This is a genomic window from Streptomyces sp. M92 (assembly GCF_028473745.1).
Taxonomy (GTDB): Bacteria; Actinomycetota; Actinomycetes; order Streptomycetales; family Streptomycetaceae; genus Streptomyces.
The window spans coordinates 4,278,811-4,291,358 of sequence record NZ_CP101137.1 but is presented as its reverse complement, the minus strand read 5'-3'; the positions used below and the strand labels follow the sequence as shown (position 1 = coordinate 4,291,358).

The following is a 12,548-nucleotide window of genomic DNA, read 5'->3' as shown; positions in this document are numbered from 1 at the left end:
GCGGAGGAGTTAGCGAAACCACGCACCGTACGACGAGGGAACGCAAGAAGCGGACGGCCCTCGGATTCAGCGCATCGGCCCCCGCCTCACGAAGTCGTTGTCGGTCTCCGATCCCACCTCTCCTTGGAAAGCCCGGGGTTGCACGTCGAGCACATCGGACACCGGGCGCCGTGGCGTCCGAGGCCCTTTGGGGCCGTATCCCAGCCGCAGCAGCATCTGCGGGTGGCCGGCACCAGATATCGGATCGCGCAGGAGCCATCGTAGGTCGGGGCGTTCGAGGGGTTGTGTGGCGAGGGAAGCGACCAGACCTTCGGCTGTGGCCAGCAGTAGGACACGTTCCATGGCCTGGCCGGCCCGCAGCCAGTCCTCCGGGCGGTCGTGCGTCGTGCTGACGCAGGCAAGCTGGGGTGCCGCTTCGAAGACCGCGGTGCCCCGTCCCGCCACGCGGCGTGTGCCCGCGAAGTCCCGCAGGGGCGCCCGGCCCCCGCCTCTGACGGGGCCGAAGGCGTAATCCGGGACGCCGTCGTCCGTGCAGTTCACCGACGGAGCGTCGGTGCGGGTCCACTCCGTCAGTTCCCGTTTGGACGCGCGGTCGGTGAGACCGCGTGCCTCGGCCTCCCGCACGAGATCCAGCACATGCTGTAGATGCCAGGGGGCGGGGAAGGTCAGGATGGCGCCTTCGCGACGGGCGGCCTCGACCAGCTCGCCGCGCAGGTCTTCAGGGATGCGCTTCTCCTCGAACGGGAAGCGGCTGCTGTGCCGCTCGGTGATGGCCGGGTGCAGCGCGGCGAGGTCGCTGTCGTCGCCTCCCGGGCCGGTCAGCCGCACGGTCGCGAGGAGCGCCGGATCTTCGGGGCGGGGCAGCAGCCGCGTTTCCGCGTGCCAGCCGTGGTGGGCCACGGCCACCCGCAGGTTCAGCAGGGCCGCGCCACAGCCGATGTGCAGGCCACGAGCGCGTGGGTCGGAGTACGGCATGGCGCGGTCGAAGTCGGCGTACAGCTCGAACGTCCGCGTCTGACGCACGTAGCGAAAACGCCACGGCTGCGCGTTGTGCATCGAGGGGGCGGCGACAGCGTCACCGACCAGACTGATCACGTGTTCGTCGGATGGTGGTCGAACGTTCACCGGTACCCATCTCCTCAGTCCGTTCGTCACCGGACGAGACCTGGCTAGGCACCCGGCCGCCGTTGCCTCCGCGGGTGCGACTGGCGCCGCCACCGTCGCTGCCTGCGGGCCGCGTCGCGGGAGCGCTCTCACGGCCCGCTCGGCTGTTCGGCCGCCAGGTCGGGCTCGAGCGCCGGCCGGTGGCGGGGCCCGGCCAGCTCACAGCGGACGTCGACCACGCCCTCGACCGAGTGCACCAGCCGTTCGACCAGCGGGACGACCGACGTGTCGCGGACCCGTCCGGCCAGTGTGACCACGCCCTCATGGACCTCGACCCGGACCGGACCGATACCGTCCGGAAGGCGGCCGCCGACGACCTCGTGCCGGACCTCCTCAGCGATCTCCGGGTCGGGCCGGAGGAAGACCCTGAGCAGATCGCCACGACTCACGATCCCCCGCAGCACGCCGTCGGCGTCGACGACGGGCAGGCGTTTGACTCCACGCCGCGCCATGACGCGGGCAGCCCCGGCCAGGGGTTCGTGGGGACCCACCGTGATGGCGGGGGACGTCATCAGGTCCGTCGCGGTAACCCCTCGTGCCTTGTCGTGGGCCGGGACGGGCCCGGTCCGCGGGTGCACGTCCTGGTCGCTGTCGCGGAACTCCTCCTTGCGCAGCAGGTCGGCCTCGGAGACGACGCCGACCACCCGGTTTCCCTCGTCGATGACGGGGAGCGCACTGATCCGCCGCGTTCGCATGGTCCGCACGATGTCCTTGAACCCCGCCCCGGCGGCCAGCGCCACGACGGAACGGGTCATGACGTCACTCACGGTGTAGACGGAGCCGTACATCGCTTCCTCCCGCACATATGGGCGGCGTTCTCCACGTATCCAGGATCGGCCCTGCCATCTGGGTCGGCATGGGCCGAACGGTCCATTCCGCAGGACCGTCCTTCCCGCCCCGCCGAGGGCGGCAGGATCGGTCGGGCTGTCGTGACCCGCACCTGCCACCCTCGACAGGTCACGTCAGTTCCGTCGCTCGACGGACCGGAGGGTGGTCAGTACGCGGAAGCGCCCCGTTGCCGGAACACCTCACGGACGCGTGACGTCAGCGCGGGGTCGGGTACCGGCGTGTCCCGCAGGGGGAACGTGATGCCGAGTTGCCGGTACTTCGGTGCTCCGAACTTGTGGAACGGCAGGACGTCGACGCGTTCGACGCCGTGCAGCCCGGCGACGAACCGGGCCAGGCCGTCCACTGCCTTCAGGTCGTCGGTCCACCCCGGCACCAGCACGTACCGGATCCACATGCGCGCGCCGAGCCGGTCCAGGCGCCTGGCGAACGCCAGGGTGGGGGCGAGGTCGCCGCCGGTCAGTGTGCGGTAGACGTCGGCGTCGAAGGACTTGATGTCCAGCAGCACGAGGTCGGTGTCCCCGATGAGGGCTTTGTCGGCTCGGGCGCCGAGGAATCCGGACGTGTCGAGGGCCGTGTGCAGGCCGCCTTCCTTGCAGCGGCGCAGGACGGCCGCTGTGAAGGCCGGCTGGAGCAGGGTCTCTCCCCCGCTGACGGTCACTCCTCCCCCGGCCGTCGCGACGAAAGCGCGGTATTCGCCGATCTTCCGCATCATCTCGTCGACCGTAACCTCCCGGCCGTCCCGCAGGTGCCAGGTGTCGGGGTTGGCGCAGTACAGACAGCGCAGCGGACAGCCGCTGACGAAGAGGACGAAGCGGGTTCCGGGACCGTCCACGCCGGTGGACAGGTCCCAGGAGTGGACCCGGCCGACGACCGCTCGCGTGGTCATGGTGCTCACAACGATCCGTGGAAGGTGCGGCCGATGACGTCGAGTTGCTGTTCACGGGTCAGGCGTACGAAGTTGACCGCGTAGCCGGACACGCGGATCGTGAGGTCGGGGTACTTGTCGGGGTGTTCCATGGCGTCTTCGAGCACGGATCGGTCCAGCACGTTGACGTTCATGTGGAAGCCTCCGGCCGTCGTGTAGGCGTCGAGGATGCCGACGAGGTTGTCCTGCCGGTCGTCGGGGACGTGGCCCAGTCCTTCGGGTGTGACCGTCGCCGTCAGGGAGATGCCGTCGCGGGCTTCGTCGTAGGGCAGTTTCGCGAGGGACAACACCGCTGCGGCGAGCCCGTGCCGGTCCCGGCCGTTCATCGGGTTGGCGCCGGGCGCGAAAGGCTGTCCGGCCCGGCGGCCGTCCGGCGTGTTTCCCGTGTGCTTGCCGTACACGACGTTGGAGGTGACGGTCAGCACGGACTGAGTGTGCTCGGCGTCGCGGTAGGTGGGGTGCCTGCGGACCTTTGCCATGAACGTCCTCACTAGATCGACGGCCAGAGCGTCGGCGCGGTCGTCGTTGTTGCCGTACGCGGGAAAGTCCCCTTCGGTGCGGTAGTCCACGGCGAGTCCGCTCCCGTTCCGGATGGTCCGGACCCGGGCGTACTTGACGGCGGACAGGCTGTCCACGGCGACCGACAGGCCGGCGATGCCGCAGGCCATGAAGCGGTGCACCGGGTGGTCGTGGAGGGCCATCTCGATGCGTTCGTAGGCGTACTTGTCGTGCATGTAGTGGATGACGTTGAGCGCGTTCACGTAGGTCTCGGCAAGCCAGTCGAGGACGCGGTCGTAGGCGGCGGTCAGCTGACCGTATTCGAGGTACTCGCCGGTCAGCGGTGGCATCTCGGGGGTGACCTGTTCGCCGGTCATCTCGTCCCGGCCGCCGTTGACGGCGTACAGCAGTGCCTTGGCGACGTTGACCCGGGCTCCGAAGAACTGCATCTGCCTGCCCACGGCCATGGCGGACACGCAGCAGGCGATGGCGGTGTCGTCACCGGTGCGCGGACGCATCAGGTCGCCGGACTCGTACTGCACGGCGCTCGTGTCGATCGAGACCTGCGCGCAGAAGCGCTTGGAGCCGGCCGGCAGCCGCGGCGACCACAGCACGGTCAGGTTGGGTTCCGGTGCCGGACCGAGGTTGTACAGGGTCTGCAGGAAGCGGAACGAGGTGCGGGTGACCAGCGGCCGTCCGTCGCTGCCGAGGCCGCCGATGGACTCCGTCACCCAGGTGGGGTCGCCGGAGAACAGCGCGTCGTTCTCGGGGGTGCGCAGGAAGCGGACGATTCGCAGCTTGATGACGAAGTCGTCGACCAGTTCCTGGGCCCGGCTCTCGTCGAGGCGGCCTTCCTCGAGGTCGCGCTGGAGGTAGACGTCCAGGAAGGTCGACGTGCGGCCCAGCGACATCGCGGCACCGTTCTGCTCCTTGACGGCGGCCAGGTAGCCCAGGTAGAGCCATTGCACCGCCTCGTGGGCGCTGCGCGCGGGACGGGAGACGTCGCAGCCGTAGCCGACCGCCATCTCGGTCAGCTCGCCGAGCGCCCTGAGCTGCTCGGCCAGTTCTTCCCGGTCGCGGATGACGTCCTCGGTGGAGGGCAGCGCGTCCAGGCGGGCGCGTTCGCCGCGCTTCGCCTCGGTGAGCCGGTCGGTGCCGTAGAGGGCCACCCAACGGTAGTCGCCGATGATGCGGCCACGGCCGTGGGAATCGGGCAGCCCGGTGATGATGCCGACGCGGCGGGCGGTGCGCATCGCGGGCGTGTAGGCGTCGAGCACACCGTCGTTGTGGGTCTTGCGATAGGTGCCGAAGACCTTGGTGACGAACGGGTCGGGCTCGTAGCCGTAGGCCCGCAGGCCGCTCTCCACCACACGCAGGCCGCCGGCCGGTATGACCGCCCGCTTGAGCGGGCGGTCGGTCTGGAGGCCGACGATCAGCTCGCGCTCCCGGTCGATGTAGCCGGGGGCGTGCGAGGTGATCGTGGAGGGGGTGGCGGTGTCCACGTCGAGGACGCCCTTGCGGCGTTCCTCGGGGAACAGCACCGCCACCTTCGTCCAGAGGGCACGGGTGCGCTCCGTGGGGCCGGTGAGGAAGTCCGCGGTGCCGTCGTAGGGCGTGCAGTTCGCCTGGACGAAGACGCGGACGTCGATGCGCTCGCGCCACCCGCTCCCGGCGAACCCCCGCCAGGCGTCGGTGACCGGCCCCGCTGCTGTCGCCGTCGCGGTCATCACGGGTCCTTCCCTCGCTGGGCCCCTCACCGTCCATGCTGGTCCTCGGCCGCGTCCTCGGGGAGTGCCGGCCGGCGCACTTCCACGTTCCGGCCGTCCCGCTGTGTCGGGACGTATGGCCCACCCCCGCCGCCCCGGTGCACCTGCTGGGGAGCCGTCACCGCCGGACTCGGCCGACCGGTAGCAGGGCCGGCCGGCCCCCCTTGCCGGGACCGGCGGGCCTCGCACCGGACCGGTCGGGGGAGGGACGCTGGAAACGGCACACCGTGCTGGAACCGGCACACAGTCCTCCGAGCCGAGGAGCGGGCGTCATGGTCCGATACGTGTACGACTTCACCGACGGCGGGCGTGAGCTGGCCGGTCTGCTCGGCGGCAAGGGCGCCAACCTGGCCGAGATGGTCCGGCTCGGCCTGCCGGTCCCGCCGGGCTTCACTCTCACCACCGAGGCGTGCCGGGCGTATCTGGAGACCGGCGCGGAGCCAGCCGGTCTCGCCCGAGAGGTCTCCGCGCACCTGGCCGAGCTGGAGCGGGCTGCCGGGCGGCGGCTGGGGCAGCAGGACGACCCGCTGCTGGTGTCCGTGCGGTCGGGTGCCCGGTTCTCCATGCCCGGCATGATGGAGACGATCCTCGACGTCGGGCTGAACGACGACTCCGTGGCGGGCCTGGCGAAGGCGTCCGGCAGCGAGCGGTTCGCCTGGGACTCCTACCGTCGACTCGTGCAGATGTTCGGCTCTACGGTGATGGGTGTCGATGCCTCGCTCTTCGAGGCGTCGCTGGAGCGGTTGAAGGAGCTGCGGGGCGTCCCGGACGACGTGCACCTCGACGCCGCTGATTTGGCCCGGCTCGTGGAGGCGTACAAGGAGCTGATCCGCCGCGAGACCGGCGAGGACTTCCCGCAGTCCCCGGCTCACCAGCTGCGGCGGGCGGTCCTGGCCGTCTTCGACTCCTGGAACAGCGAACGGGCGCGGCTGTACCGGCACCGCGAGCACATCCCGGACGATCTCGGTACCGCCGTCAACGTACAGCGCATGGTCTTCGGCAATCTCGGGGCCGACTCCGGCAGCGGCGTCGCCTTCACCCGCGACCCTGCCACCGGACGGCGCGGACTGTACGGCGACTACCTGCCCGACGCACAGGGCGAGGACGTCGTCGCCGGCATCCGCAACACCGTCCCCCTCGCCGAACTGGAGCACCTGGACCCGCACTCCTACGGGCAGCTCCGGGCGCACATGCGTGCCCTCGAACAGCACTACCGCGACCTGTGCGACATCGAGTTCACCATCGAGCGCGGAAAGCTGTGGATGCTGCAGACCCGGGTGGGCAAGCGCACCGCCGAGGCGGCCTTCACCATCGCCGCCGCTCTGGCGGACGAGGGCCTCATCAGCGCGGACGATGCCCTGGCACGGGTGAGCGGGGAGGGACTGGCCCGGTTGATGTTCCCCCGCTTCGACGCCTCCGCGACGGGTGACCCGCTCACACGCGGCCTGCCGGCCTCGCCGGGTGCCGCGGTCGGTACGGCCGTCTTCGACTCCGCGGAGGCGGTACGGCGCCACACCGCCGGTGAGCCGGTCGTCCTGGTGCGCCCGGAGACCAACCCGGACGATCTGCCGGGCATGGTCGCCGCCCAGGCGGTGCTGACCAGCCGTGGCGGAAAGACGTCGCACGCGGCCGTGGTCGCACGCGGCATGGGCAAGGTCTGCGTCTGCGGCGCCGACGACCTCGTCGTGGACACCCGGGGCCGGCGGCTCACCACCGGCGACGGCACCGTCGTCGAAGAGGGCACCGTCCTGTCCGTGGACGGCTCCGCGGGCACGGTGTACGCCGGTGCGGTGCCGCTCGTCGACTCCGCCGTGATGCGCCGGCTGGAGAACGGTACGGCCGACGGGGCCGACGAGGCTCCGGAAGCGGTGGTCGGCGCCGTTACCCGTGCGCTGGAGCGCGCCGACGCGGTACGGCGGCTGGAGGTCAGGGCCAACGCCGACACTTCCGAGGACGCCGCGCGGGCCCGTCGGTTCGGTGCCCAGGGCATCGGCCTGTGCCGTACCGAGCACATGTTCCTGGGCGAGCGGCGCCGACTGGTCGAGCGGATGATCCTGGCGGAAACCGACGCGGACCGCGACCGGGCGCTCGCCGCCCTGCTGCCACTGCAGCGAGGGGACTTCACAGGCATCCTCACGGAGATGGACGGGCTGCCGGTCACCATCCGCCTCCTCGATCCGCCGCTGCACGAGTTCCTGCCCGACCGCCTGGCACTCGCCACCCGCCTCGCCGCCGCCGAGGCCCGCGGTGAGGTCGTGGACACGCACGACGCCGCGCTGCTGGACGCCGTCAACCGCATGCACGAGGAGAATCCGATGCTCGGGCTACGAGGTGTCCGTCTCGGCCTGGTGGTTCCGGGGCTGGTCGCCATGCAGGTCCGGGCGATCGCCGAGGCGGTCGTGGAGCGTGTCCGAGCGGGTGGCAATCCCCGGGCGGAGATCATGGTCCCGCTCGTCAGCGACGTCACCGAGTTCCGGCTGGTACGCGAGGAAGTGGAGCGCATCCTGGCCGAGGTGGGCGCAACGTCCGACGTTCCAGTGGCCTGCCCGGTCGGCACCATGATCGAACTTCCGCGGGCGGCGCTCACCGCCGGCCCGATCGCCGAGGTCGCGGAGTTCTTCTCCTTCGGCACCAACGACCTCACCCAGACCACTTGGGGCTTCTCCCGCGACGACGTCGAGGCGGCCTTCTTCTCCGCCTACCTCGACAAGGGAGTCTTCGCCGCCTCGCCCTTCGAGACGATCGACCGAGAGGGTGTCGGACGGCTGGTGGAGATCGCCGTCGCCGAGGGCAGGGCCGCCCGTCCCGCCCTGGAGACAGGCGTGTGCGGCGAACACGGCGGAGATCCGGAGTCGGTGCACTTCTTCCACAGCTCCGGTCTCGACTACGTCTCCTGTTCACCGTTCCGGGTCCCGGTGGCACGGCTGGAGGCTGGGCGTGCCGCGCTGGACGGGGCCGGGGCGAGTGACAGCAGATGAACCGGCCACGCCGTCGCGGCCCTGTCGGAACGGCATCCCGCCGGCGATGGACAGCCCTGTGCGGCTGTGCGTCCTCGACGTCGTTCCGGACCCAGCCGAAAGAGACGTCACCGGTGCAGTCAGGGCCGAACGGCCGGCGATCGGACCCGGACAGCCCATGGCTTCCGGCTCCCGACAGGACCAGCCTGGAATCAGCGAAGGACGCGCCACCCGGTTCACGTCCGGGACGCAGGCACCGCTGAACGCTGCCTGGCCGCGTGCCCCGACAAGTAGGGAGCGCAACGATGACCTCCACCACCACACTGACCGGGGGCCTCCCGGTCGAACACCGTGAACGACTGATGCGAGTCGCACGCGAGGTGTCCTACGTGGCAGGCGCGCGGCTGTTCGAAGAGGGCGGTCGTGCCGACAGGTTCTGGATCGTCCGCACCGGCACCGTCACCCTCGACCTCCGTGTCCCAGGCCGCCGGGCCGCCGTCATCGAGTCGCTGGGACACGGGGAACTGGTCGGCTGGTCCTGGCACTTCCCGCCCTACCTGTGGCATCTGGGTGCCGAGGCGATGACCCCGGTACGGGCCTGGGAGTTCGACGCCGAGGCCGTCCGTGCCCTGTGCGCCCAGGATCCGGTATTCGGCCGCGCGGTCGCCACCTGGGTCGGCAACGTCGTCGCCCACCGGCTGCACGCCGCCCGGATCCGGCTGCTCGACCTTTACGGCCCCCACGGGAGCGGAAGCCTCCTGTGACACATGTGTCGCGCCCCGAGAGGAGGACAATCATGCTGTACGGCAGCCCGCGCGTCGTGAGTGATGTCATGACGCACACCGTCGTGGCCGTGGGCCGCGACGCACCGTTCAAGGACATCGTCACGCTCATGCAGCAGTGGAAGGTCAGTGCCCTGCCCGTGCTGGCGGGTGAGGGACGTGTCATAGGCATCGTCTCGGAGGCCGACCTGCTGCCCAAGGAGGAGTTCCGCGACAGCGACCCGGACCGGTTCACCCAGATGCGCCGCCTGGCCGACCTGGCCAAGGCGGGCGGACTGACGGCCGCCGACGTGATGTCCGCGCCGGCCGTCACCGTCCACCCCGACGCCACACTGGCGGAGGCGGCCCGCATCATGGCTCAGCGAAGGGTCAAGCGCCTGCCGGTGGTCAATTCCGAAGGACTGCTGGAGGGCGTCGTGAGCCGAGGCGACCTGCTGCGCGTCTTCCTGCGCTCGGACGAGGAGATCGCCGAGGAGATCGACCGGGAGATCGTGCCGTACCTCTTCCCGGCTCCCTCCCAGTCTGTCCGGGTGGCCGTCTCCGACGGCATGGTCACGCTCGCCGGTCCGTTCCGCGACACTGCCCTCGTTCCCGTCGCCATCCGACTGGTCCGCGCCGTGGAGGGTGTCGTCGACGTCGAGTGCCGGGTCGAGCGCGGCGGACCCCGTGAGACCGTCGCAGCTACTCAGCCCTGACGAAACCGGTTACGGTGTGCGCGGCCGGATGCATGCAGCGTCCGGCCGCGCACTCCCGTCCCAGTAGGTGGTACGTGTGTACCGACCGGCGCCGACGCCGCTCATGAAGGAAGGGACAGCCCGTACATGGTGCGGCCGCCCAGGAGTTCGCGTCCCGTGACCAGTTCTGGCTCGATGCGGACGAAGACTTCGTCCGGCCAGGCCACCCACGAACGAGGGCCGGCCCTCGTCAGCCGGTCGCGATCGGTGGAGTCGGTCACCACGGAGGCGAGCCCGGTGACGACGACGCTCCAGCCCGCGTGCGCCGCGGCATCGACCTCGTCCCCCTCGAAGGCGACCACGGCGCCGTCGACGGCACGGGCCATCTCGGACGACGCCGAGGTACGCAGCAGCACGGCGCCGTCCGGCTCCAGCAGGAAGTTGACCGGCAGCACCGCCGGCAGAGCGTCGCGCGTGAAGATGACACGGCCCACGTCGGCCTGCGACAGCCGCCTCAGGCACTCCTGTCGGCTCAGTTCCCGGAACCCGTCATTGCGGTACATCCGCCCGCCGTCTCTCGCTCGTGGGTCTCGTGCTGGACGGGCCGTGTCACACCGCACTGGGTGCGACGACTTCCCGGCGCGGACCGCCGAGGACCACCTTCAGTGCTCCGGTGTCCGCAGCACCGGCGAAGACCTCGTACGCCTCCTCCATGCGCTCCAGCGGGAAGGTGTGGGTCACCAACTGGGCGGTGGGAAGCCGTCCGGATGCCGCCATGCGCAGCAGAGTCGGCGTGGTCCGGGTGTCGACCAGGCCGGTGGTGATCGTGACGTTCTTGATCCACAGGTCTTCCAGGTGCAGGGTCGCCGGCCTGCCGTGCACGCCGACGTTGGCGACGTGTCCGCCCGGGCGCACCATGCGGGTGCACATCTCGAACGTCTCGGGTATGCCCACGGCCTCGATGACGACGTCGGCTCCGAGTCCTCCGGTCAGGTCGGCGACCAGTTGCTCCGGGGTCTCCCGGGCGTCGGCCACCGCGTCGGCACCGAGTTTCCTGGCGGCCTCCAGCCGAGCGCCGGCCAGGTCCACGGCGACGATGCGCTCGGGGGCGAACAGCCGTGCCGTGGCCACGGCGGCCAGTCCGATGGGCCCGGCGCCCACCACGACGACCGTGTCCCCGGGGCGGACGCTCCCGTTGAGCACTCCCACCTCGTAGGCCGTCGGGAAGATGTCGGCCAGCAGTACGGCGTCCTGGTCGGTGACCGCGCCAGGCAGAGGGTGCGCGGAGAGGTCGGCGTATGGAACTCGTACGTACTCCGCCTGTGTGCCGTCGATCAGGTGGCCGAGGATCCAGCCGCCTCCGCCTAGGCACTGGCCGTACACGCCCTCACGGCAGTAGCGGCACCTTCCGCAGGCAGTGATGCAGGACACCAGGACGCGGTCTCCCGGACGTACGGTGCGCACGTCCGTGCCGACCTCGACGATCTCGCCGACCGCCTCGTGGCCGAGGACGGTTCCGGGGCGCACCTCGGGAACGTCCCCTTTCAGGATGTGCAGGTCCGTCCCGCAGATGGTGACGGCGTCGACCCGGACCACGGCGTCGGTGGGCTCCTTGAGGTCCGGGTCGGGTATGTCCTCCCACGCGGACCGGCCCGGCCCGTGGAACACGTAACCCTTCATCGCGATGCTCACCCTCTCTGCGCTCGGGAGCATCCGGAGCCTCGCTGACCAGCCTCCGCCGGGCGAGCCCTCGACCATCGGTACGACGGGGATTGCTCCACAACTCCAGACTCTCCCGGGGTTCGCATACGCGCTTGGGCCGGTCGGCCCTCGCGCCCCGCCTGTCGGCCCCGGCCTGGGACCGGCGCGCGTGCCACTTCTCAGTGGCCGGCCGCAACCGGACGTGCTCCGGCCCCGTCGGCCTCCCAGCAGGGCCGGTCGGCCCGGCTGGTCGGGACCGATTGCCTCTGCCCCGCCCGGTGAGCGCGCGATGCAATGGCAGTGCAGGTGGTGGCAGCCGCCACCACCGACCCACCGCAAGCCAGGAGGTGCGTCATGCGCTCCGTGAGCCGCACGGAAGCCGATCGGCACCCGACTCGCGACGTCGAGCGGCTGGACCTCCTTTGGCCCCGCACCCCGTGGCCGGATGCGCCGCACGGGCCAATAGCGACGTGGCCCGCCGACGGACCGCGCGAGGAGCAAGTGGTGGTGCCCGCCGGTCGGACGCACCTGACCGCAGGGCTCTCTCTGCCCGCCACGACCCGCGTCGTGCTGTCCATCGCCCACAGTGCCGGAGGCGGTCGCCCCGGTTCGTGGTACGAGTACACCGCCCCGCGCCTCCATCGCGCCGGGATCGGCACTCTGCTGCTCGGTCTGCTGACCGAGGAGGAGCGAAGTGACCGGCACAAGCTCTTCGACGTGGTGCTGCTGGCCCGGCGCCTGGAAACAGCGACGCAGTGGCTGCGCCAGGAGACCGGACTGCCCGTGGGGTACGTCGGGAGCGAAGCGGGTGCCGCTGCCGCGCTGCGGGCGGCAGCAGCCGATGACGACATCCGAGCCGTCGTCTCCCTGGCCGGCCGGCCGGAGCTGGCTGGCCCCTCGGCACTGGCCCGGGTACGGGCGCCGACCCTGTTCGTGGTCGGCGGCCTCGACCCCCAGGGCGCGGGCCTCAGTCGGCTCGCTGCCGACTGGATGAACTGTCCGCACCACGTCACGGTGGTGCCCGGCGCCACGGGCGTCCTGGCCGGTCCCGGAGCCGCCGAGGCCGTCGCGGATCTGATCCGCGACTGGATCACGAACGACCGTCCGGGAGTGAACACCACAACCCGGCATCCTGCACTTGCCTGACGGTGGATTCACTCGTCGCGGGCCGGGCTCCCCCGTCGGTATGGCGGTCAGCCCGACGTGGCCGTCCAGGTGGCCCGAGAGAGCCC

At 70.9% G+C, this 12,548-nt stretch carries 10 protein-coding genes; 4 read left to right on the top strand and 6 right to left on the bottom strand.

All coding sequences use genetic code 11. From position 1 onward, the window contains the following. Positions 1–66: 66 nt before the first annotated feature. From M6G08_RS19410 to pflB, 4 genes are all read right to left on the bottom strand, one after another. A complete protein-coding gene (locus tag M6G08_RS19410; RefSeq protein WP_443048851.1) occupies positions 67–1,125 on the bottom strand; it encodes an Acg family FMN-binding oxidoreductase in 1,059 nt (352 codons plus the stop codon). A 128-nt stretch (positions 1,126–1,253) separates the two neighbouring features. Then, on the bottom strand, positions 1,254–1,952 hold the full coding sequence (locus M6G08_RS19405) for a CBS domain-containing protein (protein WP_443048850.1): 699 nt from the start codon (positions 1,950–1,952) through the stop codon (positions 1,254–1,256). 206 nt (positions 1,953–2,158) lie between these two features. Beyond that, the gene (gene pflA / locus M6G08_RS19400; RefSeq protein ID WP_272588423.1) at positions 2,159–2,899 is read right to left on the bottom strand and encodes a pyruvate formate-lyase-activating protein; all 741 of its coding nucleotides are present in this window, start codon (positions 2,897–2,899) and stop codon (positions 2,159–2,161) included. Positions 2,900–2,904: 5 nt separating this feature from the next. After that, positions 2,905–5,163: a formate C-acetyltransferase gene (gene pflB, locus M6G08_RS19395; protein ID WP_272588422.1), complete on the bottom strand. Its 2,259-nt coding sequence runs from the start codon at positions 5,161–5,163 to the stop codon at positions 2,905–2,907. Positions 5,164–5,474: 311 nt separating this feature from the next. Between pflB and ppdK the strand changes: the two genes are divergently transcribed. The 3 genes from ppdK (at position 5,475) to M6G08_RS19380 (ending at position 9,636) form a co-directional block, all read left to right on the top strand. Next, entirely contained in the window at positions 5,475–8,180 is a 2,706-nt protein-coding gene (gene ppdK / locus M6G08_RS19390) for a pyruvate, phosphate dikinase (RefSeq protein ID WP_272588421.1), read from the top strand. Between the two features lie 284 nt (positions 8,181–8,464). Next, the gene (locus tag M6G08_RS19385) at positions 8,465–8,923 is read left to right on the top strand and encodes a cyclic nucleotide-binding domain-containing protein (RefSeq protein WP_272588420.1); all 459 of its coding nucleotides are present in this window, start codon (positions 8,465–8,467) and stop codon (positions 8,921–8,923) included. 32 nt (positions 8,924–8,955) lie between these two features. After that, the gene (locus M6G08_RS19380; protein WP_272588419.1) at positions 8,956–9,636 is read left to right on the top strand and encodes a CBS domain-containing protein; all 681 of its coding nucleotides are present in this window, start codon (positions 8,956–8,958) and stop codon (positions 9,634–9,636) included. Between the two features lie 101 nt (positions 9,637–9,737). Here the strand turns inward: M6G08_RS19380 and M6G08_RS19375 are convergent, their stop codons facing one another. Continuing rightward, positions 9,738–10,178 carry a pyridoxamine 5'-phosphate oxidase family protein gene (locus M6G08_RS19375; RefSeq protein ID WP_272588418.1) on the bottom strand — a complete coding sequence of 147 codons (441 nt, stop codon included), beginning with the start codon at positions 10,176–10,178 and terminating at the stop codon, positions 9,738–9,740. Between the two features lie 46 nt (positions 10,179–10,224). Continuing rightward, a complete protein-coding gene (locus M6G08_RS19370) occupies positions 10,225–11,295 on the bottom strand; it encodes a zinc-dependent alcohol dehydrogenase family protein (RefSeq protein ID WP_272588417.1) in 1,071 nt (356 codons plus the stop codon). 528 nt (positions 11,296–11,823) lie between these two features. Between M6G08_RS19370 and M6G08_RS19365 the strand changes: the two genes are divergently transcribed. Further along, positions 11,824–12,462 (top strand): dienelactone hydrolase family protein, encoded by a 639-nt coding sequence (locus M6G08_RS19365; RefSeq protein ID WP_272588416.1) that lies wholly within the window; start codon positions 11,824–11,826, stop codon positions 12,460–12,462. Positions 12,463–12,548: the final 86 nt, after the last annotated feature.

Coding starts and splice junctions, on each gene's coding strand:
- M6G08_RS19405 (WP_443048850.1), bottom strand. CDS start 1,952: ATGTACGGCTCCGTCTACACCGTGAGTGACGTCATGACCCGTTCCGTC.
- pflA (WP_272588423.1), bottom strand. CDS start 2,899: ATGACCACGCGAGCGGTCGTCGGCCGGGTCCACTCCTGGGACCTGTCC.
- pflB (WP_272588422.1), bottom strand. CDS start 5,163: ATGACCGCGACGGCGACAGCAGCGGGGCCGGTCACCGACGCCTGGCGG.
- ppdK (WP_272588421.1), top strand. CDS start 5,475: ATGGTCCGATACGTGTACGACTTCACCGACGGCGGGCGTGAGCTGGCC.
- M6G08_RS19385 (WP_272588420.1), top strand. CDS start 8,465: ATGACCTCCACCACCACACTGACCGGGGGCCTCCCGGTCGAACACCGT.
- M6G08_RS19380 (WP_272588419.1), top strand. CDS start 8,956: ATGCTGTACGGCAGCCCGCGCGTCGTGAGTGATGTCATGACGCACACC.
- M6G08_RS19375 (WP_272588418.1), bottom strand. CDS start 10,178: ATGTACCGCAATGACGGGTTCCGGGAACTGAGCCGACAGGAGTGCCTG.
- M6G08_RS19370 (WP_272588417.1), bottom strand. CDS start 11,295: ATGAAGGGTTACGTGTTCCACGGGCCGGGCCGGTCCGCGTGGGAGGAC.